General features: G+C 63.9%; 20 protein-coding genes and 1 pseudogene. 10 read left to right on the top strand and 11 right to left on the bottom strand.

The window, feature by feature from the left end; translation table 11 throughout:
• From CIC12_RS15780 to CIC12_RS15765, 4 genes are all read right to left on the bottom strand, one after another.
• Positions 1–733: serine hydrolase domain-containing protein (locus tag CIC12_RS15780; RefSeq protein ID WP_168665012.1), on the bottom strand; the 733-nt coding region annotated here is incomplete at its 3' end.
• A gap of 109 nt (positions 734–842) precedes the next feature.
• On the bottom strand, positions 843–1,046 hold the full coding sequence (locus tag CIC12_RS15775; RefSeq protein ID WP_168665011.1) for a hypothetical protein: 204 nt from the start codon (positions 1,044–1,046) through the stop codon (positions 843–845).
• A gap of 531 nt (positions 1,047–1,577) precedes the next feature.
• A complete protein-coding gene (locus CIC12_RS15770; protein WP_168665010.1) occupies positions 1,578–1,838 on the bottom strand; it encodes a hypothetical protein in 261 nt (86 codons plus the stop codon).
• An 86-nt stretch (positions 1,839–1,924) separates the two neighbouring features.
• Positions 1,925–3,388, bottom strand: a complete 1,464-nt coding sequence (locus CIC12_RS15765; protein ID WP_168665009.1) for a sigma-54 interaction domain-containing protein — start codon at positions 3,386–3,388, stop codon at positions 1,925–1,927.
• A 312-nt stretch (positions 3,389–3,700) separates the two neighbouring features.
• Here CIC12_RS15765 and CIC12_RS15760 point away from each other — a divergent pair, with 312 nt between their 5' ends.
• From CIC12_RS15760 to CIC12_RS15720, 9 genes are all read left to right on the top strand, one after another.
• Positions 3,701–5,101, top strand: coding sequence for a GntP family permease (locus CIC12_RS15760; RefSeq protein ID WP_168665008.1), 1,401 nt, complete (start codon positions 3,701–3,703; stop codon positions 5,099–5,101).
• 126 nt (positions 5,102–5,227) lie between these two features.
• On the top strand, positions 5,228–5,629 hold the full coding sequence (locus CIC12_RS15755) for a RidA family protein (RefSeq protein ID WP_168665007.1): 402 nt from the start codon (positions 5,228–5,230) through the stop codon (positions 5,627–5,629).
• A gap of 361 nt (positions 5,630–5,990) precedes the next feature.
• Complete coding sequence (locus CIC12_RS15750) at positions 5,991–7,673, top strand: methyl-accepting chemotaxis protein (RefSeq protein ID WP_168665006.1); 1,683 nt, start codon at positions 5,991–5,993, stop codon at positions 7,671–7,673.
• 375 nt (positions 7,674–8,048) lie between these two features.
• Positions 8,049–8,576 (top strand): DinB family protein, encoded by a 528-nt coding sequence (locus CIC12_RS15745; RefSeq protein WP_168665015.1) that lies wholly within the window; start codon positions 8,049–8,051, stop codon positions 8,574–8,576.
• A 283-nt stretch (positions 8,577–8,859) separates the two neighbouring features.
• Positions 8,860–9,111 carry a hypothetical protein gene (locus CIC12_RS15740; protein ID WP_121320058.1) on the top strand — a complete coding sequence of 84 codons (252 nt, stop codon included), beginning with the start codon at positions 8,860–8,862 and terminating at the stop codon, positions 9,109–9,111.
• A 349-nt stretch (positions 9,112–9,460) separates the two neighbouring features.
• Complete coding sequence (locus CIC12_RS15735; protein ID WP_168665005.1) at positions 9,461–10,453, top strand: DedA family protein/thiosulfate sulfurtransferase GlpE; 993 nt, start codon at positions 9,461–9,463, stop codon at positions 10,451–10,453.
• A 64-nt stretch (positions 10,454–10,517) separates the two neighbouring features.
• Positions 10,518–12,248 carry an FAD-dependent oxidoreductase gene (locus CIC12_RS15730; RefSeq protein ID WP_168665004.1) on the top strand — a complete coding sequence of 577 codons (1,731 nt, stop codon included), beginning with the start codon at positions 10,518–10,520 and terminating at the stop codon, positions 12,246–12,248.
• A gap of 169 nt (positions 12,249–12,417) precedes the next feature.
• Entirely contained in the window at positions 12,418–12,693 is a 276-nt protein-coding gene (locus CIC12_RS15725; protein ID WP_168665003.1) for a hypothetical protein, read from the top strand.
• A 128-nt stretch (positions 12,694–12,821) separates the two neighbouring features.
• Positions 12,822–14,045, top strand: a complete 1,224-nt coding sequence (locus CIC12_RS15720) for a DNA glycosylase AlkZ-like family protein (protein ID WP_168665002.1) — start codon at positions 12,822–12,824, stop codon at positions 14,043–14,045.
• Positions 14,046–14,069: 24 nt separating this feature from the next.
• On the opposite strand, the gene CIC12_RS15715 is transcribed toward CIC12_RS15720, so the two are convergent.
• The 7 genes from CIC12_RS15715 to CIC12_RS15685 form a co-directional block, all read right to left on the bottom strand.
• A complete protein-coding gene (locus CIC12_RS15715) occupies positions 14,070–14,666 on the bottom strand; it encodes a LysE family translocator (protein WP_168665001.1) in 597 nt (198 codons plus the stop codon).
• 128 nt (positions 14,667–14,794) lie between these two features.
• Positions 14,795–15,052 (bottom strand): hypothetical protein, encoded by a 258-nt coding sequence (locus tag CIC12_RS15710; RefSeq protein WP_121320049.1) that lies wholly within the window; start codon positions 15,050–15,052, stop codon positions 14,795–14,797.
• A 124-nt stretch (positions 15,053–15,176) separates the two neighbouring features.
• Positions 15,177–17,360: a hypothetical protein gene (locus tag CIC12_RS15705; RefSeq protein WP_168665000.1), complete on the bottom strand. Its 2,184-nt coding sequence runs from the start codon at positions 17,358–17,360 to the stop codon at positions 15,177–15,179.
• 410 nt (positions 17,361–17,770) lie between these two features.
• On the bottom strand, positions 17,771–18,955 hold the full coding sequence (locus CIC12_RS15700) for an osmoprotectant ABC transporter ATP-binding protein OsmV (protein ID WP_168664999.1): 1,185 nt from the start codon (positions 18,953–18,955) through the stop codon (positions 17,771–17,773).
• Complete coding sequence (locus CIC12_RS15695) at positions 18,952–19,605, bottom strand: ABC transporter permease (protein ID WP_168664998.1); 654 nt, start codon at positions 19,603–19,605, stop codon at positions 18,952–18,954. Before CIC12_RS15695 ends, CIC12_RS15700 begins: the two co-directional genes overlap by 4 nt.
• A 13-nt stretch (positions 19,606–19,618) precedes the next feature.
• The gene (locus tag CIC12_RS15690; RefSeq protein WP_168664997.1) at positions 19,619–20,530 is read right to left on the bottom strand and encodes a glycine betaine ABC transporter substrate-binding protein; all 912 of its coding nucleotides are present in this window, start codon (positions 20,528–20,530) and stop codon (positions 19,619–19,621) included.
• Entirely contained in the window at positions 20,527–21,243 is a 717-nt protein-coding gene (locus CIC12_RS15685; RefSeq protein ID WP_168664996.1) for an ABC transporter permease, read from the bottom strand. The genes CIC12_RS15690 and CIC12_RS15685 overlap by 4 nt, the downstream gene beginning before the upstream one ends.
• A 578-nt stretch (positions 21,244–21,821) precedes the next feature.
• Between CIC12_RS15685 and CIC12_RS33160 the strand changes: the two are divergent.
• Positions 21,822–21,920: pseudogene (locus tag CIC12_RS33160) on the top strand (AraC family transcriptional regulator); the annotation flags it as partial.
• Positions 21,921–21,934: the final 14 nt, after the last annotated feature.

The following is a 21,934-nucleotide window of genomic DNA, read 5'->3' as shown; positions in this document are numbered from 1 at the left end:
CGCGCCGCCGCGTACCCGGCTCGACGCCATAGGCGGCGGCCAGCCGCGTCAGTTGCGAGCCGGGCACCCAGAACGCGGTATCGCGCATGCCGAGCGGTTCGAAAATGCGGGTGCGAAAAAACTCGCCGAGCCGCATGCCGCTCACGCGTTCGATCAGCACGCCGAGCACGTCGGTCGCGAGGCCGTAGTGCCAGCGCGAGCCCGGCTGGAACATCAGCGGCAATGCGGCGATGCGGGCAAGCCAGGCACCGCTGTCCGCCTGAGCCTCGAAGCCGTTGAACGCGGCCGCGTACGCTTGCGCCAACGGCCCGGTCGCGGTGAAGTGGTACGCGAAGCCGGCGCGATGCGTCAGCAGATCGAGCACGGTGAGCGGCGCTCTGACCGGATCGGTTTCGTCGAGCGGCCCAGCGGGGTCGCGCAGCACGCGCGGCGCGGCCAGTTCGGGTAGCCACAGCGAAATCGGCGTGTCGAGTGCGAGCCGGTCTTCTTCGATCAGCATCAGAATGGCGGCGCTGGTGACCGGCTTGGTCATGGAGGCGATGCGAAACAGCGTGTCGCGTTCCATCGGCAGGCGCGCGGCTTCGTCCCGCCAACCGAGCGGCTCGAAATAACCGATCTCGCCGCGCCGCCACACCATCGACACCACGCCCGCCACCTCGCCGCGTTCTACATAACCTTGCAGCGCATTGGTCAAGGCCGTCAGACGGGTCGCGGAAAGTCCTGCTGGGTGCATGCTGGTCCTGGACGAATGGCGCGAAGTGTCGAGCCATGGCGTGCCGTTGTCCCCGCAGAAAACGTGACGGGCTTCAATGGGATACGCCGGCTATTCACTGCCGCGGGTATTAGGCTTTTTGCCGACCTTCCAATGCCGAAAGCGCATCGTTAAGCCGTTTGATTCGGCTCGCTTGCGCCGGCACACGGACCGCGTCGGAAACAGAATCGATCCGGTTGCGCCAATAGGACAGCGGGATCCGATCTTGCGCCGAAATATGCGAAATAACGTGTTCCAGATGTTCGATATCTTTTTCGAGTTGGTGATGATTCATTGCTTCCCCGTTTTCTATTCAATTAGTCTTAAAGCATGAATGCAAGCAGATTACGTGCCGCGCGGTGTCAAGCGAGCGAGCCTTGTTGTAAAACGGAAAATCCTTCCTGACGGTCTGCCGCGTCAAAAATTCGGAAAATTATGCTTCTTGGTTAAACCCCGAACCAATAAGAAAAGAATACTGCTCGCAAACCTGATGTTCCGTTAGGTTCCGCACCGACCCTTTGCAATAATCCTAATCGGACATTAATTCATATTCCGCGTTGGCGTGACGGAAACAATTCCCGAAGAGGACCGTGTTCGGCCGCTAAAACGCGTTACGCATAATAACCGCTGAACGGATTCATATTAAACACCGCTGTTTATGACGAGCATGTGCATTTTGCGATGAACGTGGCGCGAAGTAAGGAATGCTTCCGGCAGGTTCGAAGCGCGTGATGCCCGCGCGCATTGCCGAACTGCGAACCGAGGTCAGGGAATGCGGATCAGGCCAGACTCGCCGACTATGCGCCCAGCGTTGTGCGAATGCGCGTTACCTGGCGCGGCAGGCGTAGATCAGATTGAGCGTGCCGCTCGCGGTGGACTGGCGGACCACATCGAACGCGCCGCCGCAACTTGCGCTGGCTTGCTGCGAGCACGAATCGGAGCCGGCCGGGCATTGCACCAGCGTGGTGGCGCGACCATCCGGTAGAAACAACGGCGCGCTGCTGCTGCAACCGCTCAGCACGGCCATGCCGCCGACCGCCAGCGTGGCGTAGGCGCGACACGCGAAGGAGGAGAGATTGCGTTTCATTTGAAACCCCGGTCACGTCTTGTTTTTCGATCCCGCGATTGTGCCACGCGGCAATTGCGCTGCGTCATCCGGCGGCACGGGACTTTTCAAACTTCGATGCCGTATGACGCGATCTTTTTATAGAGCGTCGCGCGGCCCATCCCTATCTGGTTCGCGGTGTCGATTACGCGGCCGCCATTGGCGCGTAAGGCGTCGCTCAGGAAGCGCTTTTCGAATGCGGCCATCGCGTCGCTCCAGGAGACCAGCGCCTGCGGCTGCGTCGGCGCGCCCGCGCGGACAACCGCGTCGGGCTCGTTGTAACGCTGCTTCCCGGACGGGGCCGAGCCGACGAACGGCGCCAGTGTCCGTGCGTCGATCCGCTCGCTGTCGGATAGCATCACGGCCCGCTCCAGCGTGTTGCGCAATTCGCGCACGTTGCCTGGCCAGCCATACGAACACAGCACGCGCAACGCATCGTCCTGCAATTCGAAGTGGCTGCCGCCGCGTGTCTGCGTCGACAGGTCCTCGAGCATCGCGTAAGCCAGCGCTTCGATGTCGGACGCCCGCTCGCGCAAGGGCGGCGCATGGATAGTCAGCACGTTCAGCCGATAAAACAGGTCCGCGCGAAAGCGTCCCGACGCGACCAGCGCGGGCAAATCGGCCGAGGTGGCGGCGATGATGCGCACGTCGGCGCGCACGATCCGGTTCGAGCCGAGCGGCTCGCATTCCTTGTCCTGCAGCACCCGCAGCAGCTTGCCCTGCAGCGGCAACGGCATATCGCCGATTTCGTCGAGGAACAGCGTGCCGCCGTTCGCGAGCTCGAATTTGCCGACACGCCCCTTGCGGTCCACGCCGGTGTACGCGCCGGGCGCGGCGCCGAAAAATTCGACTTCGAGCAGGGTGTCGGGGATCGCCGCGACGTTGACCGTGACGAGCGGCTGATTCGCGCGCGCCGAGCCGCCGTGAATGGCATGCGCGAGCAGTTCCTTGCCGGTGCCGGTTTCGCCGAGCAGCAGCACCGGTGATTCGAGCTGCGCGGCGCGGCGCGCCTGGCGCTTGACTTCGAGACACGCCGCGCTCGTGCCGACGAAACTGCCGAACGAATAGCGCGCGCGACGCGCCTGTGCGAGCGACTGGCGCGTCGCGATCAGTTCTTCCTGGACGCGCGAGTAGTGCGAAAAGAGCGGCGTGAGCGCCTTCAACTCGTCGAAGAGCGCGAAGCCGACTGCACCGACCGTCGCGCCGGCGTCGTCCTTGAGCGGCAAGCGCGTCACGACGAGCGGTTCGCGGTCCGTCTCCATGATGTCGAGCAGGATCGGCTTGCCCGTGTGGACGACCTCGCGCATCAGGCTGTTGGGGATCACTGCTTCGCAATCACGGCCGATCGCCTGCTGCGGGTCCGAGAAACCGAAGCGCGCCGCATAACGCTTGTTGATCCAGACGACGCGCGCGTCGGCGTCGACGATGAAGGTGCCCTCGCTGAAATTTTCGAACGTGCGAAAGAGCGACTCCATCGCCCGGCGCAGGACGTCGCCGTAGATCGCAGGCAGGCCCGCCCAGTCATTCATCATGTTGTCGTTGTCTCCGGGTATCGTTCAATTGTCGATGTCTCGATTTTGAGACAATCCTATCTCATCGACGAGATGGCCGGTATGCCCGTTTTATAAGGGTTTAACCTCAGTTCGCCTGATCTTCGGTTGATTTACGTCCCGTTTTGTAGACGTTTGGGTACAATCGGCGCGCCATGCTTCCCGCATCGGCCTGCGCAAACCGACGCATCGGCCGGGGCCGTTGGCGTGGCACGGAACCTGCATTTCGCGGGCGCCGTGCCGACGCACCGTCAGGATGGCTTATAGGTAGAACAACCAAGCTTTGGAGACTCAATGTCCTTCGTTATCGTCCTCGCCGCGCTGGCGTTTCTGATGTTTGCCGCGTATCGCGGCTACAGCGTCATTCTGTTCGCCCCAATCGCCGCACTTGCCGCCGTTCTGGCGACCGAGCCCGCCGCCGTCGCGCCGGTTTTCACCGGCATCTTCATGGACAAGATGGTCGGCTTCGTGAAGCTGTACTTCCCGGTGTTCCTGCTTGGCGCCGTGTTCGGTAAGGTCATCGAACTGTCTGGGTTCTCGGAGTCGATCGTCGCGGCGGCGATCCGCTATATCGGCCGCTCGCGCGCCAATGCGGTAATCGTCGCGGTGTGCGCGCTGCTCACGTACGGCGGCGTCTCGCTGTTCGTGGTGGTGTTCGCCGTCTATCCGTTCGCAGCGGAGCTGTACCGCCAGAGCAATATTCCGAAGCGTCTGATGCCCGGCGCCATCGCACTCGGCGCGTTCTCGTTCACGATGGATTCGCTGCCGGGCACGCCGCAGATCCAGAACATCATCCCGACCACCTTCTTCAAGACCACCTCGTGGGCCGCGCCCACGCTCGGCGTGATCGGCTCGCTGTTCATCATCGTGGTCGGCCTCACGTATCTGGAATGGCGCCGCCGCGCCGCGATGGCGACCGGTGAAGGTTATGGCACGGAACTCGTCAACGAGCCGGAGCGCGTCGAATCGAAGGAACTGCCGCATCCGTTGCTGGCGGTCGCGCCGCTCGTGGTGGTGGGCGTGGCGAACTTCCTGCTGACCCGCTGGATTCCCACCTGGTACGGCCCGACCTTCACGATCACGCCGGAGGTCCTGCCGGGCCTTCATGCGCCGGTCGAAACCACGGTCAAGAGCCTGGTCGGCATCTGGGCGGTTCAGGGCGCGCTGCTGCTGGGCATCGTGATGGTCGTGGCGACGGCGTTCGGCCGCGTCAGTTCGCGCTTCGCCGTCGGCACCAAGGCCGCGGTGGCGGGCGCGTTGCTGGCGTCGTTGAACACGGCGTCGGAATACGGCTTCGGCGGCGTGATCGCGGCGTTGCCCGGCTTCATCGTGGTGAGCGACGCCTTGAAGAGCATCCCCAATCCGCTCGTCAACGCCGCGGTTTCGGTGAGCACGCTCGCGGGTATCACGGGCTCGGCGTCGGGCGGCATGAGCATCGCGCTCGCGGCCATGTCCGACGTGTTCATCAAGGGCGCGGAAGCCGCGCATATTCCGCTGGAAGTGCTGCACCGCGTGGTCGCGATGGCAAGCGGCGGCATGGACACGCTGCCGCACAACGGCGCGGTGATCACGCTGCTGGCGGTCACGGGACTCACGCACCGCCAGTCGTATCGCGACATCTTCGCGGTCACGGTGATCAAGACGCTGGCCGTGTTCTTCGTCATCGCGGTTTACTACGCCACCGGACTGGTTTGATGTGATGCGCGGCGCGGCGGGTGCCTGAGCCCTTGCGCTCAGCGATCCACGCGGCGCGCCACGGGGAGTTTTGGTCGGTTAGCGTAGCGTTTCGACAATCATCGATACGCCACATCGACCCTTCCCATGACCTCGAGCCCCACCTTCTGGATGATCCCGCAGGCCCCGACGCCCGTCGGGCCTTTCTCCCACGCCACCGAAACCGACGGCTGGGTGTTCGTCACCGGCCAGATGCCGACCTCGCCCACCGACGACGATGCGCCCTTGCCGGACGGCGTCGTCGCGCAAACGCGCCGCGTGATGGACAATCTCGTGCTGGTGCTGCAAGGCCTCGACCTCGGCTTGCAGCACGTGGTCGCCGCGCGCATCTTTCTGACCGAATTCAAACGCGATTACGCGTCGATGAACGCGATCTACCGCGCCTACTTTCCCGCCGACGCGCTGCCAGCCCGGACCTGCATCGGCGTCACCGCGCTCGCGCGCGATGCGCTGGTCGAGATCGACTTCATCGCGAAACGGCCGGGCTGAGCCCGATTCGCCGCGGCCGGGAATGTCATGCAGGCGGTCGCGGGCAACCGCGCCCGGCGACACCCGCTTCGCGTCCTACCGCGAAGCAGCGCTCGCGCGCCGGCCGGCCTTCAGCGCTGATCGTCCGCGCCCGCGCTGAAGGCCGGCTGCGAAACGCGCGCCAATCCCCGCCACGCCCCTTGCGCCGCCAATTTCGACAGCCACTTCACCCCTATCGAAGTAACCCTGTATTAACGGCTACATGCTCGATAAACCTGAGTGGATTAGTGGGAGACCCTCAAGCTCACGGGGTTAATTGCCGTTACTCCTTGCACTCATGTAAGCACCGCGCTCACGCGCGTCAGCATCAGCAAGGAAAGCCATGCGCAACAATCAGCCTGTCACTGGGCACGAGTACGAATTTCCGTCGTCCCACATGCTTGTCTCGGCGACCGACCTGGGCGGCCGCATCCAGTACTGCAATCCGGCCTTCATCGCCGTGTCCGGCTTTACGCGCGACGAGCTGATCGGCCAGCCGCACAATCTGATCCGCCATCCGGACATGCCGCGCGAAGCCTTCGCCGACATGTGGACGACGATCCGCGAAGGCCGTCCGTGGACCGCTCTCGTCAAGAACCGCCGGAAGAACGGCGATCACTACTGGGTGCGCGCCAACGTCACGCCGGTGGTCGAAAACGGCGCGGTGGTCGGCTACCTCAGCGTGCGCGTGAAGCCCGAGCGTGAAGCGGTGCGCGCCGCCGAAACCTTGTATGCACGCATGCGTTCGGGAGAAACACGCGGCGTGGCGTTACGCCGGGGCGTGGTGGTGCGCACCGGGCTCGCCGGGCGTTTGCAGGCGCTGATGCGTCTGCCGGTTGCGACCCGCGCGGCTGCCGGCTACGCGCTCACGCCGCTGGCGTTGCTGCTGACCGGTCTCGTCGCATGGCAGGGCACACCGCCCGCGCCCTTCTGGATCGCGTTCGGCGTCGCGACGGCGATCAGCGTCCTGTCCTGGCGCGTGCTGGCACGCCAGCTCGCCGCGCCGATCGACGACATGTCGGGCTTCGCGACCCGTCTTGCCGCAGGCGACCTGACCGCCGATCTGCAAATCGCGCGTCATGACGATCTCGGCGACGTGCTGCAGGCGTTGAACCAGCTAAAGGCCAACCTCGCGGCGATCGTCTACGATGTGCGCGCGCAGATTACCGGCATGCTCGACAACGCGCGCGAAATTTCCAGCGGCAACGTCGATCTCGCGCGCCGCACCGAGTTGCAGGCGGCGTCGCTCGAAGAAACCGCCGCCACCATGGACGAGCTGACCACCACCGTGCAAGCCAACGCCGACGCCAGTGGACGCGCGCTCGATCTGGCGCGCGACGCCCAGGCGGCGGCGGCCGAAGGCGGCAGGATCGCAGGTCAGGTCGAGCAGACCATGGCCGGCATCACCGATGCGTCGCGGCGCATCGCGGACATCACCGGCGTGATCGACGGCATCGCGTTCCAGACCAACATCCTCGCGCTGAACGCCGCCGTCGAAGCTGCGCGCGCGGGCGACGCGGGCCGCTCGTTCGCGGTCGTCGCGGGTGAAGTGCGGATGCTCGCGCAACGCTGTGCGGCGTCGTCGAAGGAAATCAAGTCAGTGGTCGAAGCGAGCGCGAGCGAAGTGGCCGCGGGCACGGAGCTGGTCGCACGCACCACCTCGCAGATGCGCGCGATCGACGAGGCAGTGGGCCGCGTGTCGTCGATCATCGTCGAAGTGGCCAACGCGAGCAGCGAACAGGCCGAGGGGATTCGCCAGGTCAATCAGGCAGTTTCGCATCTGGACGGCGCCACCCAGCAGAACGCCGCGCTCGTCGAGCAGGCGGCGGCGACCGCGCAACGTCTCGCGGAACAGGCCGACGTGCTCGATGAAGCGGTGCGGCTGTTCACGGTCGCCGAGGCCGCGCCCGCGCCGGGTGCGGCGGGCGGAACGCGCCGCGTGGTGCCCGGCGTCACGCGCCACGCCATGCCTGGCGCTCACGCAAACGCGCGCGACATCGAGCGCGAAGAAGCGACATTGGTCTGATAGATCGGCGTTACTCCCACCTCGACAGCCTACTATTGGCGCATGAGGATGACATCGTCAGCACCCATCGTTGCAAGGGCAGGCTGACCCGAGTAACAACGGCGTTTAATGGCCCGCCCCATTCCGGACGGGCTATTTTTTTTGCGCGGGTGGGTCGCCGGGACGCGTTGAAGCGTCTGCGATACGCTGTTGCCCGCCCGACGCGGCAACGCGGCGACTGAACAGTGAGGGAATACGGGAACCGCCGGGGACTTGCCGCGCGCCGATGCTCCGCTCACACTGGAGTTCGCCTTGGGACTTTTTCCGCCAGGGGAGACCGACGTGACTCCTTCCGACCCGACCCACGCCACTGCGCTCGCCGCGCATTTTGCCGCGATGGCGCGCAATAACGCGTGGTCGAATCTGCGCCTTTACCGCGCCTGCCTCGGCTTGACCGACGAAGCGTTTGCCGAGCGCAGGGTGAGCTTCTTTCCGTCGCTGCAACTCACGCTGAATCACATCCTGCTGGTGGACCGGTATTACTTCGACGCCCTGATCAACGGCGGCGAAGGGCTCGCCATTTTCGACAACGAATTGCCCTATCCGCGCGCAGCCGACTTGTCCGATGCACAAGCGCGGAGCGATCAGCGCCTGCTCGTCTTCTGCGAGTCGCTCGTCGACGGCGATCTGCAACGCGACGTGCGGATCGACCGCGGCCCATCGGTGGGCATCCAGCATGAAATCATCGGGGGCGTGCTGGCGCACCTGTTTGTTCATCAGATCCATCATCGCGGGCAAGTTCATGCGATGCTGAGCGGCACTTCGGTCGCACCGCCGCAACTCGACGAGTTTTTTCTCGCTGGCGACGCCCCGCTGCGCGCGGGCGAGCTGGACGAACTGGAGCGGCTTCGCGGGCCCCGCTAGCTCGCCGGTTTTAACCAGGTCGTGCGTCAGCAGCATGACAGTCAGGGACAACGGTCGCACCGCCGCGGGGCACGAAAAATGCATCCGTCGTAGCGGTGAGTCGCGTTAAACTGAACACTACGCTTGGCTGTCACGGCATGCGCTGTCCGGCGAACCGCGCCAGGCAACACGCTGCGGCATCCCGGCTAGCAGGTAGGCACGCAAGCGTGACCATCGCGCGACAGACGGCGCGCCACCCTGCCCGTACAATGGCTCGATCAACAACGGATTAAGGACAACCTCGATGCGCATCACCGGGTCCTCCGGGTCAATGGCCCTGCTCACCGAATACGACGACGCAACGGCTCGCGAACTCCGCTCGCTGCGCCTCGAATCGACAGAAGACGGCAAAGGCATTCTTCTGGTCGAGGTCGACGAGCGCAAACCGGGCATACACCGCGAAGTGCGCTACGAAATCACGCCGGCCGAGCTGATTGCCGCGATCCGCGCGCATGGCGCCGAATTGCCGGGCGAACAGCACAACCATCGTCAATGAATTGATCTGCGCGGCATGGCGCTCGCTCGCGCGTGCCGCGTGTTGTCCGTGGAAGCCGGTTCACCAACCGGAGTGAATACGGGAGTGCCGGGGGTCGAGACTCCCCACGTTCGGTGACACTGACTCGCGCCTTGGCATGCCGCGCGAGTCTCGCTCTTTTCTCATTGTTCCGCTCGTGCCGCTAATCCGCGCGCCCGGCCATCGGCGCGCCGCCCGGACGCAATTCACACGCGGATATCGGGCATATTTTCAAGCCGTTTGCACGTCTTCAAAATGCGTCCATAATCTTTGCATTCTCCTTTGCTTTCCTTTCCTGCGCCGCGCCCGCAAGGGCCGCGGATGTAAGTCGATGCTACATGATCTCGTCGAGCAATACGGGCCGGCGCTCGTCTTCGCCAACGTGCTGGCCGCCTCTCTTGGGCTGCCGGTGCCGGCAATGCCGTCGCTCGTGCTGTTCGGCGCAATGGCTGCGATGCATCCGGGCTCGGTGGGCACGCAATTGCTGCCGGTTCTGATTCTGTCGATATTCGCTACGCTGATCGGCGACAGCGCGTGGTATCTCGCCGGCCGCGTCTACGGCGGCAATACGCTGAAAACCATTTGCCGGCTGTCGCTGTCGCGTGATACTTGCGTAAAGAAGACCGAGCGCTTTTTCGGCCGCTGGGGCGTGCGCGTGCTGGCCGTGGCCAAGTTCGTGCCGGGCCTGTCGATCGTGTCGATTCCGATGGCCGGCGCAATGGGCACGCGCTACCGCACCTTTCTCACATACGACAGCATCGGCGCCGCGTTGTGGTCCGGCACGGGGCTGATCGTCGGCGCGCTGTTCGCGCGGCAGATCGACATGCTGTTCGTGGTCGCCGGGCGGCTCGGCCGCACGGCGGCACTCGTGGCCGTCGCGCTGCTGATGGCGTACGCGGCTTACCGGTGGATCCGGCGGCGCCAGCTGATTTCGAAGCTCGCGGCCGCGCGCATCGAAGTCGACGAACTCGCGAAACTGTTCGCGGCGGGCAAGATGCCGGTGCTGTTCGACATCCGTTCGCACGAAAAGCGCAAGCTCGACCCATTCATCATTCCGGGCTCGAAATTCGCGGATGAGCGGCAACTCGACGAGATCGTCGCAACCTATCCGCACGATCAGAAACTGGTGATCTACTGTTCCTGCCCGAACGAAATATCCGCGGCATGGATGGCGAAGCAACTCAACGAGGCCGGCTTCTCGGATGTGCTGCCGCTGCGCGGCGGCATGGAAGCCTGGCGCGATTCGGGCAAACCGGTCGAAGCGCTGCGCGACATGCCGCCACCCGAAGTGGCGATCGACGAGATCGAGCCGAAGGCCGTCTAGCCCGGCTCGACAGCGCCGCCGCGCTCCCGTTCGCTCTATCAATAAACACCGAAGGAGCGGTTCAATGCTTTCGATTCAGGACGTTCCGGCTCAAGACGTTGAAGGACAACAAGCGGTAGTCGCCGACGCGCCGTTTTCGTCGCTCTCGACGCGCATGCACCAGATGTTCCCCCAACTCACCTGCGCGGAAATCGACCGCCTGCGCCGGTTCGGCGAGATCGGCCACTGGGGGGCCGGCGAACTGATGTTCGAGACCGGCCACACCGGCCCCGGCATGTTCGTGCTGCTCGAAGGACGCGTGAAGGTCTATCAGCGCGACGGCATCGGGCGCGAAGTGGTGATCGGCGAACATGGTCCGGGGCATTTTCTTGCCGAGGTCGGTCAGTTGTCGGGGCGGCCCGCGCTGGTGAACGGCCTCGCGCTCGTTAGCGTCGAAGCGCTGCTGATTCCGCCTCAAGGGCTGCGTGCGCTACTCGTCGCCGAGGCCGAACTCGGCGAGCGCATCATGCGCGCGCTGATCCTGCGGCGCGTGTCGCTAATCGAAAAGGGCGCGGGCGGGCCGATCCTGATCGGCAATAGCAGCGACGCGCGGCTCGTCATGCTGCAAGGTTTTCTGTCGCGCAACGGCCATCCGCACTCGGTGATCGACGAACGCGATGAAGACGCGTTGCGCCTGATCGAGCAGTTTGCTGCGCAGCGGGAAGACATGCCCCTCGTGATCTGTCCGGACGGTTCGGTGCTGCGTCATCCGAGCATGCCGGAACTCGCCACTTGCCTCGGCCTGCTGCCCGACCTCGACGACTCGCATATCTACGATGTCGCCATCGTCGGCGCCGGGCCGGCGGGTTTGGCGACCGCGGTGTATGCGGCGTCGGAAGGCCTGTCGGTGATCGTGCTGGACAGTCGCGCGCCCGGGGGCCAGGCCGGCGCCAGCTCGCGGATCGAAAACTACCTGGGCTTTCCGACCGGCATCTCCGGCCAGGCGCTCGCGGGCCGTGCGTTCGTGCAGGCGCAGAAGTTCGGCGCGCATGTCGCAATTCCGGTCCACGTGAAGGCGCTCGATTGCGCGGAATCGCCGTATCGGCTGGAACTGAAGTGCGGCGGGCATATCACCGCGCGCGCGATCGTGATCGCGAGCGGCGCGGTGTATCGGCGGCCGGCGCTCGAAGGTCTCGACCGCTTCGACGGACGGGGCGTTTATTACTGGGCCTCGCCGGTCGAAGCCAAACTTTGCAAGCGCCAGGAAATCGTGCTGGTGGGCGGCGGCAATTCGGCCGGCCAGGCGATCGTCTATCTGGCGACGCACGCAGCCAAGGTCCACGTGCTGATCCGCCGAAGCGGTTTTGAAGCCACCATGTCGCGCTATCTGATCGATCGCATCCGCTCGCTGCCGAACGTGTTCGTGCATCCGAATTCGGAAATCGGCCGCCTCGAAGCGGACGAAAGCGGGCTGGCCTCGGTCGGCCTGAAAAAGCCGCTGCCCGACGGTGTCGATCACTTCGACACCCGGCATCTGTTCCTCTTCACGGGCGCCGATCCGAACACCGACTGGCTGCGCACCTGCGGCGTGCAACTCGACGCCAAGGGCTTCGTGCTGACCGGCGCCAGCGCGGACGGCGCGGCGACGACCTGCGATCTCGGCACCACGGTCGAGGGTGTGTACGCGATCGGCGACGCGCGCGCCGGCTCGACCAAGCGGGTCGCGGCGGCGGTCGGGGAAGGCGCGGCGGTGGTCGCGCAAATCCATCAACTGCTGGCGGTGACCGCCGCTGAAGCGGTCGCGCTGGGCGCCTGAGCGGCTTCAACCCGCCGAGCGTTCATGCCGTCAGGCGTGCGAAGCTGCGGCGGGTAACCTGCTGTTACATACGTCTTCAACTCGTTGCACCTGCGCGCCTCCCCATTTCGTAAGATGGATGTCAGCCGTTCGACAGCGAATGGCCGGCTCTTTCGATATGGAGATTCGCATGATCACACGCGCGATCGTATTCGCCGCCTTCGGCCTGAGCGCCGCCTGCGCATCGACTGCCGCGCTGGCGCGGGTGGACGTCGGCGTATTCGTCAATACGCCGGGCCCGGTGTATGCCGCGCCACCCGTCGTGTATGCACCGCCACCGGTCGTCTACGCGCCGCAGCCGGTCTACGGGTACGGCTACCGGGGCGATGACTATCGCGGCCGCGGCTGGCATCACGACCACGGCCGCCATCGTGGCTGGGAGCGGCATCACGGGCGCGGCTGGTAAGGTCGGCAGGCGCTGCGCGGTTCGCGCCCACTCCGATCCATCCTCCGTATTCACGCTACAGTAGCGGCTGCTCATCCACGCCGGGCCGCCTGCCCGCTCCCTTCGCCGTCACACTGACCGACGCCCGCGTGAAGACTCTGCCGCTCTCCGCAGCCCGCACCCTCCATCTGGCCGCGCAAGGTTTGCTAACGCCGCCACGTCGCAAGGCCGTCAAGGCCGATGTGCTCGACACGATTCGTCGCATGGCGCAATTGCAGATCGACACGATTCACGTGGTCGCGCGCAGCCCCTATCTCGTGCTGTTCAGCCGGCTCGGCGCGTATCCGCCGCAATGGCTCGACGCACATCTCGCCGAAGGCAAACTGTTCGAGTACTGGTCGCACGAGGCGTGTTTCGTGCCGATCGAAGATTACGGTCTGCTGCGTCATCGCATGCTCGATCCGAGCGGCATGGGCTGGAAATATGCCGCCGAATGGCACGAGCAACATCGCGAGGACATCGAAATGCTGCTCGCGCAGATCCGCGCGACGGGGCCGGTACGCTCGGCGGATTTCGTCCGCGAGAGTGGCACGAGTAACGGCTGGTGGGACTGGAAGCCGCAAAAGCGTCATCTGGAAGTGCTGTTCGCGATCGGCCAGCTGATGGTCGCGGAGCGCCGCAATTTTCATCGCGTCTATGACCTGACCGAGCGCGTCTTGCCCGGTTGGGACGACGCCCGCGATCTGCCGCCGGCGCACAGCGTCACCACGGAGGTGCTGCGCCGTACCTGCCGCGCGCTCGGCGTCGCGCGTGCCGATTGGGTCGCCGATTACTACCGGCTGCCGCGCCGTCCCTATCGTGACGAGTTGCATGCGCTCGCCGACGTGGGCGAACTGATCCCGGTGCAAGTGGAAAGCTGGAAACAGGATACGTTCGTGCATCGCGACTTCGCGCCGCTGCTCGACGACGCGGCGAGCGGCAAGCTCCTATCGACGGTCACGACAGTGCTGTCCCCGTTCGATCCGGTGGTGTGGGATCGCAAGCGCGCCGCCGCGCTGTTCGATTTCGACTATGTGATCGAATGCTATACGCCCGCCGCGAAGCGCAAATACGGCTACTTCGTGTTGCCGCTACTGAGCCGGGGCCGCCTGGTCGGCCGCGTGGATGCTAAGGCGCATCGAACTCAGGGCATTTTCGAACTGAAGTCGCTGCACATCGAACCGGGCGTGCGTCTGAGCGCCCGGCTTGCGGGCGATCTGCGCCGCGCGTTGCAACGTTGCGCCGAGTGGCACGGCACGCCACAACTCGCGATCACCTCGGCGCCGCCGGATTGGCTCGAAGCATTGAGCGCCGACAGCGATGCAAAAGCCTGAACCCACCACGGCGCGAACGCACGCTCAATGTAGCGCCGCCCACGCGAGCGATAGCGAAAACACGCCCAGCACGATCGATGCGCCGCGCTGCATGTTCACCGGATTGAGCCACAACTTACCGCTGCCGAGCGCCGCGCCGAATGCGATCCACGCGAGCGCGATCGGCACCGCGAGGCACGCGAACGTCAGCATCGCGAGAACATAGGCCGGCATGTGCGTGAAGGCGATGGACGGAAAGATCGTGCCGGCGAACAGCAAGGCCTTCGGATTGAGCAACGTCGCCACGAACAACGTGCGCATGCCGCTAGTGCGCAGCGTCGAATCGGGCAACGCAACCGCCGTACGCCACATGTCGATGGCGAGGTAAGCGATGTAGAGGCCAGCCGCCACGCGCAACAGCGACGGCAACCACGGCAGCGCATACGACGCGTGCGTGAGAAAGCGTCCCCATGCGGAAATCGACACGAGATAGCCCGCGAGTTCGCCGGCGATCAGCGGCAACGAACGTCGCACGCCCTGACGCAAACCGGCAGCGGCCAGCAGCGTGTTGGTGGGCCCCGGTGTGATCAGTACGACGATGATGCCGACGGTCAGCAGCGCGAATACACTCGCAGAAAACATGAGAAAGGCGCAATGGTGAAAACAGCGCACCGTTTTATCACAGGAGACTGGATTGCTTCGGGTAGCGGTGCAACGCGTGGACATGCCGCCGCCCGCCATCATCCCGTGCAACGGCGGCGCCCTCTGCTTCAGCGATCCAGCTTCGCGCGCAATTCGCGAGCGGCTTCCAGCAGCCCTTCGTAACCCGAACGCGCGTGCTCCGGCAGATCGGGATCGCCCACCAACGTGCCGAGCGTTTCGATCAGGCTGTACAGAATGCCTCTCGCCGCGCCCGAGGCAATGCCGCCGGACGATACCTGCTGATCCACGTGACTGAGCGCTGCATCGAGGCTGTCGAGGTCGGGCCGATTACCCGTGGGCGGCTCAGGCGAAGCGTCTTGAGTCATGATGGAACATCGCTCCTGTTGATGCGTCGATGAAGATGCGCCGGTGAACAAGCCATCCTTTCGTGTTGTTATATACCGATCGCGCGCCGCCGTCTATTCGTGATCGGGCCGAGCGCGATTCACGTCAAGGCGTCCAACGATACATCAGGATTTTCGCGCGGGCGTCGTCTTCCAGCAGGACCACGTACTCGCCGTTCTCGCGCTGCGCCGCGCTGATGCCGAGATAGACGTCCACCCAGCCACTCGTGTTGCCGACGCTCGCGCCCGGCGTCATGTAGCCGACCGCCTGGCCCGTGCGCGCGTCGTACACATCAACCTTCGCCGTGTACAGCTCCGCGACGAAGATGTAATTGCCCGCCACCGCGACGCCGACCGTGGTCGTCTGCGGATTGCTCTGGGTATTCCACGTCAGCGAGATCGCATACTGTTGCGTCGGCGTGCCGGAGCTCCAGTTGTCGTAGCGCGCGAGCACCGGGCCCGCTTCCTTCCAATGGGCGGCGTCCCACGGAATCGCACTCGTGAAACCGGACAGGTACATCGTGTCGGTTTCCGCGACATACACGAGCCGCGCAAGCCGCGTGAACGGCTGCGGCATCGCGAACATGTTCGATCTCGCGTAGGTGTAGATCGGATTACCGGCGGCGTCGAAGCCTTGCAACGTCATCTCGCGGATGCCGCTCAACGGCGTGGCGAGCCAGACGTTGCCCGGCGAATCGACCCACCAGAAGCCATTGCCGACCGCGCTGCCGGTCGATGGATTGCTGCTGATTTCGCTGGCGTCGACAGTGCCGTTGCCATTGCTGTCGCGCCACAGCCATTCGCCGTAAGCCGGCTGTCCGGCAGGCCACGAACCCGGCTGCGGATTCTGCGCGAGCAGGCCGGAGGGAATTGCCATTTCGCCATGCGCCGCATCGAAGCGATAGACGTTCAGATAATGCGCGCCAGGATCGAGCGTGTAGAGAAACGGCTTGCCGTTGATCCGGCGCACCATCGGCTCGCCACGCACCCCGCGTGGCTGGTGGAATGCGGGGTCGCCTGGATAGTCGAAACGGTCCAGCGTGAAGGCCGCATACGACCATTCGCGACCGGTGGGCTGGTTGTAGTCGAGCGTGAAGCGCTTCGAGCCCGTGTAGACGGAGTTCGGCGTGGCCGGATCGAACGCGGCGCTGTCGACGAACGTCAGTCCGTAGAGCCGCCAGTTGAATGCACGCGAACTGAACACGTAGCTTTCGAGCACCGCGCCTTGTCCGACCGACGCCGAGCCGATCGCGCGCGGCCCCTCGCCGTTCTGCGCGACGTAGAGATTGCCCGCCGGATCGACGCCGATACCCGTGATGCCGTTGAAACGCACGTTGCCCGGCACGCCCTTCATAGCGTGAAACAGGCCGTTGCGCGTGCCGATCGCCGCGCCGGCTTGCGGCTGACCGTTGGTGTCCTTGTTGAACACGAAAATCTGCTGCAACGGCCCGTTGTCAGCAACGAGAATCTGCCCCGATGGCGTCACCGTGATGTCGGCTGGCACCGTGCCGGCCGGCACCGTCAACGCGCTGGCGAGCGCGGCACCATTGGCCGTGTAGTGCAAGATAGTTAGGGTTCCGGACGAAACGCCGCTCAGCACCCAGAGCGTCGAGTCGGTGTCCACCGCGATGCGTCCCGGCGAAGGCACGCTCCACGAGCGCAAAGGCTGCATCGACGCCGCGTCGTACACCACGATCCGGTTGCCGTAGGTATCGGCCACGTACAGTTCTGTGTCGCTGGCGGCAAGGCCGCGGATGCTTGCGTCAGTGCCCGTCATCACCGTTTGCACCGGTAGGAAACTGTTCTTCGTCGCATTCGCGCTGTTGCCGATGCCGCCGCCGAACGGCGCGCCGGTCGCCAGATTCGCAAGCGTGCGGCGCGTGACGCCGTACCAGGTCTGGCTGGCCGGCGGATAGTCCGCGCCGACGAGCGTGTTGCTCTGGTTGCCGATCGACATCGCCGCATACAGGTAGGTGTGGTTCACCGCGACCGCGTCGCCGCCGGCCGCGCCCCAGCCGTGTGTCGAACCGGCTACCGCGAGTTTGTCGCCCGCGCGATAGGCGGCGATTTCACTGCCGCTCTCATCCCAGGGGGAATTGGTATAAACGGTGCCGTCGGCGCCGACGCTAATGGCCTGAATATCCTGCTGCATCCATTTGCCGTCGCCAAAACCGAAGCTATTGCCGATCCATGAAGTGGCGTAGTTGAGTTGCGATTGCGCAGACGCATTCAGGGGAATAAGGCTATGGATTAAGACGACAGCCACGCCCAGGCGAGAGAGGAGTTTCACGACGGCATTTCCTTGCGAGGCACGAAATGCGCACGGCAGGCACATGGCGCGGTTTCGCTGATATGCACAGCGACCGGCCAATGCGCATATGTCAATATTGACGTTTTATATTCTCATATAAAAATCGCTAACAAATCCTAAAAAAAATATCTTTAGAATTTTATCTGCATCAATTAATACGATTCGCATAGAATTACCTCGTAATAACTTGCTATACGAATTTCGCGTGCCAATGCATTCCGCGCATCGACCGCGGATGCGGCGGCAATTGCTTCGTGGTGTGGTGTGCGACGGGGTCGCCTGAAAAACCTGGACGAGCGCGGTGGCGCTTGAGGAAAAAGCGGGCCTTCGCTTCTTCGACGAAGCAAAAGGCCCGCGTACAGTGTTACTGCTTTACCGCGCGAGTTGCGTTACGAATGCGCGGCAGCCGCTTCCGCAGCGGCGACGGCAGGCGACACGATCGCCGGCTGTCCCGTCTGGCGACGCGACCGTCCGGAGCTCAGATAATCCGCGATCGAGTCTTGCGTCACTTCGCCGACATAGCGGCCGTCACCATCCAGCACCGGCATCCACGACGAGTTGAACTGATACATCTTCGACAGCACGATGCGCAGATGCTCATCGGCGCTGACCGTCGCCTTGAACGGCGTGAGATGATCGCCGCACACGCCTTGCCCCGCGCGCGCCGCGCGGCGCGTCACGTAGCCGAGCGCCTGCTGGTTGTCGTCGACAATGGTCAGATAGCGATTGTCGCTGTCATCCATTATCTGGAACGCTCGCGCCGCCGGCATATCGGCGCGAGCCGTTTCCGGTTGCGTGGCGGCATCGCCGGCCTTCACCAGCAACAGGCGCTTCAGCGTGCTGTCCTGCCCAACGAACGCGCCGACGAACTCATCACGCGGGTGCGCGAGCAGCGTATCCGGATGATCGTACTGCACCAGCTGCCCCCGGCGGAACACCGCGACACGATCGCCGAGCTTGATCGCTTCGTCGATGTCGTGGCTCACCATGATCACCGTCTTTTTCAATTGACGCTGCATCTGAAAGAACTCGTTCTGAATCGACTCGCGATTGATCGGGTCGACTGCGCCGAATGGCTCGTCCATCAGCAGCACCGGTGGATCGGCGGCCAGCGCGCGGATCACGCCGATGCGCTGCTGTTGCCCACCCGACAATTCACGCGGATAGCGCTTCAGATATTGCTTCGGATCGAGCGCGACCATCGACATCAGCTCGACGGCCCGCTCGCGGCAGCGCTTCTTGTCCCAGCCGAGCAGACGCGGCACGACCGTGATGTTCTCCTCGATCGTCATGTTCGGGAACAGGCCGATCTGCTGGATCACATAGCCGATGTGGCGGCGCAATTCGACTTCGTTCAGACCGGAAGTGTCTTCGCCGTTGATCAGCACGCGGCCCGAAGTCGGCGCGATCAGACGGTTGATCATCTTCAGCGTCGTGGTCTTGCCGCACCCCGACGGGCCGAGAAACACGCAGATTTCCCCTTCGCCGACCGTCAGGCTCACCGAGTCGACAGCCTTGACCTGCTGGCCGTCCTTCTGCGTAAACGTCTTTGTCAGTTTGTCGAGTTCGATCATGTCTTTTGCACTCCCTTCGGTGTCAGCAGGCGTTGCAGCGCTTGCAGCAGCAGGTCGGCGACGATCGCGAGCAAGCTCACGAGCACCGCGCCCACCAACAGTTTCATCATGTTGCTCTGGCCGATCGCGCGGATGATCAGCGTGCCGAGGCCACCCGCGCCGATCACCGCGGCGATCGTCATCACGCCGATGTTCATCACCACGGCCGTCCTCACGCCGCCGAGAATCACCGGCACCGCGAGCGGCAGATCGACGAGGCGCAACCGTTGCCACACGGTCATGCCGATACCGATGCCGGCTTCCTTGATGCCCGCGTCGACGTTGCGCAGCGCGAGGTAGGTGTTGCGCATGATCGGCAGCAGCGAATAGAGGAACACGGCGGTGATCGCCGGCACAGCGCCGATACCTTGGCCAAAGCGCGAAAACACCGGAATCATCAAACCGAACAGCGCGATCGACGGCAAGGTCAGCACCACGGTGGCAATGCTCAGCAACGGCGCGGCAAGCCACTCGTGCCAATTGATCAGGATCCCCAACGGAACCCCGACGACGATCGCGCAGCCCACCGCGATGCCCACCAGCCACACGTGTTGCGCGGTCAGTTGCAGCAGTTCAGGCCAATTGGCCGATAGATAGTCGAATACAGTCATAAAAGGTCTCCGCTCAGGGCAGCTTGTGCGTGCGCAGGAATTCCGCCGCGACTTCACGCACAGGCTTACCGTCGATGTCGACCTGCTTGTTCATCTCGAGCATGACGTCGTTGTTCAGCGCGTTGGACAGCGCGTTCAATTGTGTCGCGAGTTGCGGGTTCTGGTCGAGGATCGCTTTGCGCACCACGGGTGTCGCGTTGTACGCGGGGAAGTAGTGACGATCGTCTTCGAGCGGCATGATGTTGAAGCCCTTCACGCGGCCGTCCGTCGTGTAGATCAGGCCGATCGGCACCTGGTTGTTATGCAGCGCCGTGTAGACGAGGCCCGGGTCCATCTGGCGCGTTTCCGCGCGGCTGAACGCCATGCCGTAGGCCGCTTCGAGCGGCTTCAGCCCATCCGGACGATTGGCGAACTCCGCGTCCATCGCGAACACGTGCTTCTTTTTCGGCTCCGCCGCGAGCTTCGCGGCAAGTTGCGAAATCGTGCGGATGCCGGTTTGCCGAGCCAGTTCCTGCGGCAAGCCGAGCGCGTACGTGTTGTTCAGCGGCGAAGCATCGAGCCAGATCAGGCCGCGTTTCGCGTCGAGCTCTTTGACACGCTCGTACATCGTCTTCGGATCGAGCTTTTCGGTGATCTTGTTGTAGACGATGGCCGCCGTACCGGTGTATTCCCATACCACGTCGACCTGGCCGTTCTCCTGCGCACTGCGCAACAGCGTGCTGCCGAGCCCGGTGCGCGCATCGATCGTGTAGCCCTTCGATTGCAGGTATTGCGAGGTGATCTCGGTAAGAACGTACTGCTCGGTGAAATTTTTTCCACCGAGCACCAGCGTCGCCGCGCTCGCCTGAAGGCTCGCGAGGAACAGCGCGCCGGCTGCGATCCAGCGGCTGGATCGCCGGCCACTGCGTTTGAACAGATTGATCATGCCGCCACCCCACGTCGTGCGAGCAGATACCGGCTGCCGGCCGACACAATGCCGTCCAGCACCAGCGCGAGAATCGCGGTCGCCGCGGCGCCGAGCAAAAGCTGCTGCTGATTGTTCAGATAAATGCCGGGAAAAATCAGCGTACCGAGACTGTCCGCGCCAATCAGATACGCGAGCGGCGCGCTGCCCACGTTGATCGCGAGCGCCGTGCGCACACCGCCGATGATGATCGGCATCGCGTTCGGCAATTCGACGCGCACGAGCGACTGCCAACCGGTCATGCCGATGCCGCGCGCCGCCTCTCGCAGCGCGGGCGAAACGTTCTTCATGCCTTCGTACGCATTGCGCGTGATCGGCAGCAAGGAAGCGAGGAATAGCGCGACGAGCGCCGGAATATCGCCGATACCGAAGATGCCGAGCGCGATGGCCAGCACCGCCAACGACGGAATCGTGTTGCCGATGTTGAAGATCTGCATGAAGCGTTCAGCGTGACGCGCGAACGACGGACGGCTCAGCAAGATGCCGGCGGGTATGCCGACGAGCAAGGCGAGGGCCATCGAGTAGCCGACCAGTAGCAGGTGCCGTTTCGTGTAGTAGACGAGATCGGGCGCGTACTGATGCAGTGCGCCGGGGTCGATCGCACGGCACAGCAACACGACGACAATGCCGATGGCTACAAGACTGCCAATCAGTCTGGCAGGACGATGAATCATGACGATGCGCCTCCTTGTTCGGGCGACGCGCGCAAATAGCCGCGCCGCACAGGCGCCGTGACGACGCTGCGAATGGGAAGTTCGGGACGCGGCAGGTGCCGCGAATTGAACCGAGTGGTGCCGGGCGTGGGTTGGTTGCCCGGCGCGAGGGTGTTGGGCGGTGAACTGCTTGGTGACCCCGTTGGCTAGCCAGTAGCAAAACTGGCGCCAGATCCATCGATGAGGTGGGCGGCGGCGCTCAGCCGCTTGTCCCAAGGGCTGTGTACCCCTTTGGAAGACCGGTTTTTGACCGGTGCCGGGATGGATGCAATGTACCTCTAGTTGCATTCAACCCCTTCTAACTGAAGCTATTTAGCTGCGATTTCGCGGTTAGGGAGCGACGATTATACGGCGATTCGAGGGCTTCGTCTACCCATGTGATTAATTCGTGGGCAGCGCAGCGCTTTGCCAGACAGACAATCGCCTCCCGAAAAGGCTCACCAGCAAGCGTTTGAGGCGCCTTTTTGCCTCCCGAAAATACTCACCTGAAACTCTCCTCGCACGGTGGCCGGCGCGGCTGCCGGTCGAGAAACACCACCGAACAATGCGGCTACGCGAACGCCAGCCATTTCAGCCACCGCTTTCGCGAAAGCGTCGGCGTGGCGCCTACCATGTTCCGGCAGGCCGTCGGCGTTTGAACCAAGGGCCGGCG

Source organism: Paraburkholderia sp. SG-MS1 (assembly GCF_012275575.1).
Classification (GTDB): domain Bacteria; phylum Pseudomonadota; class Gammaproteobacteria; order Burkholderiales; family Burkholderiaceae; genus Paraburkholderia.
This window is presented reverse-complemented; position numbering and strand designations above follow the sequence as displayed.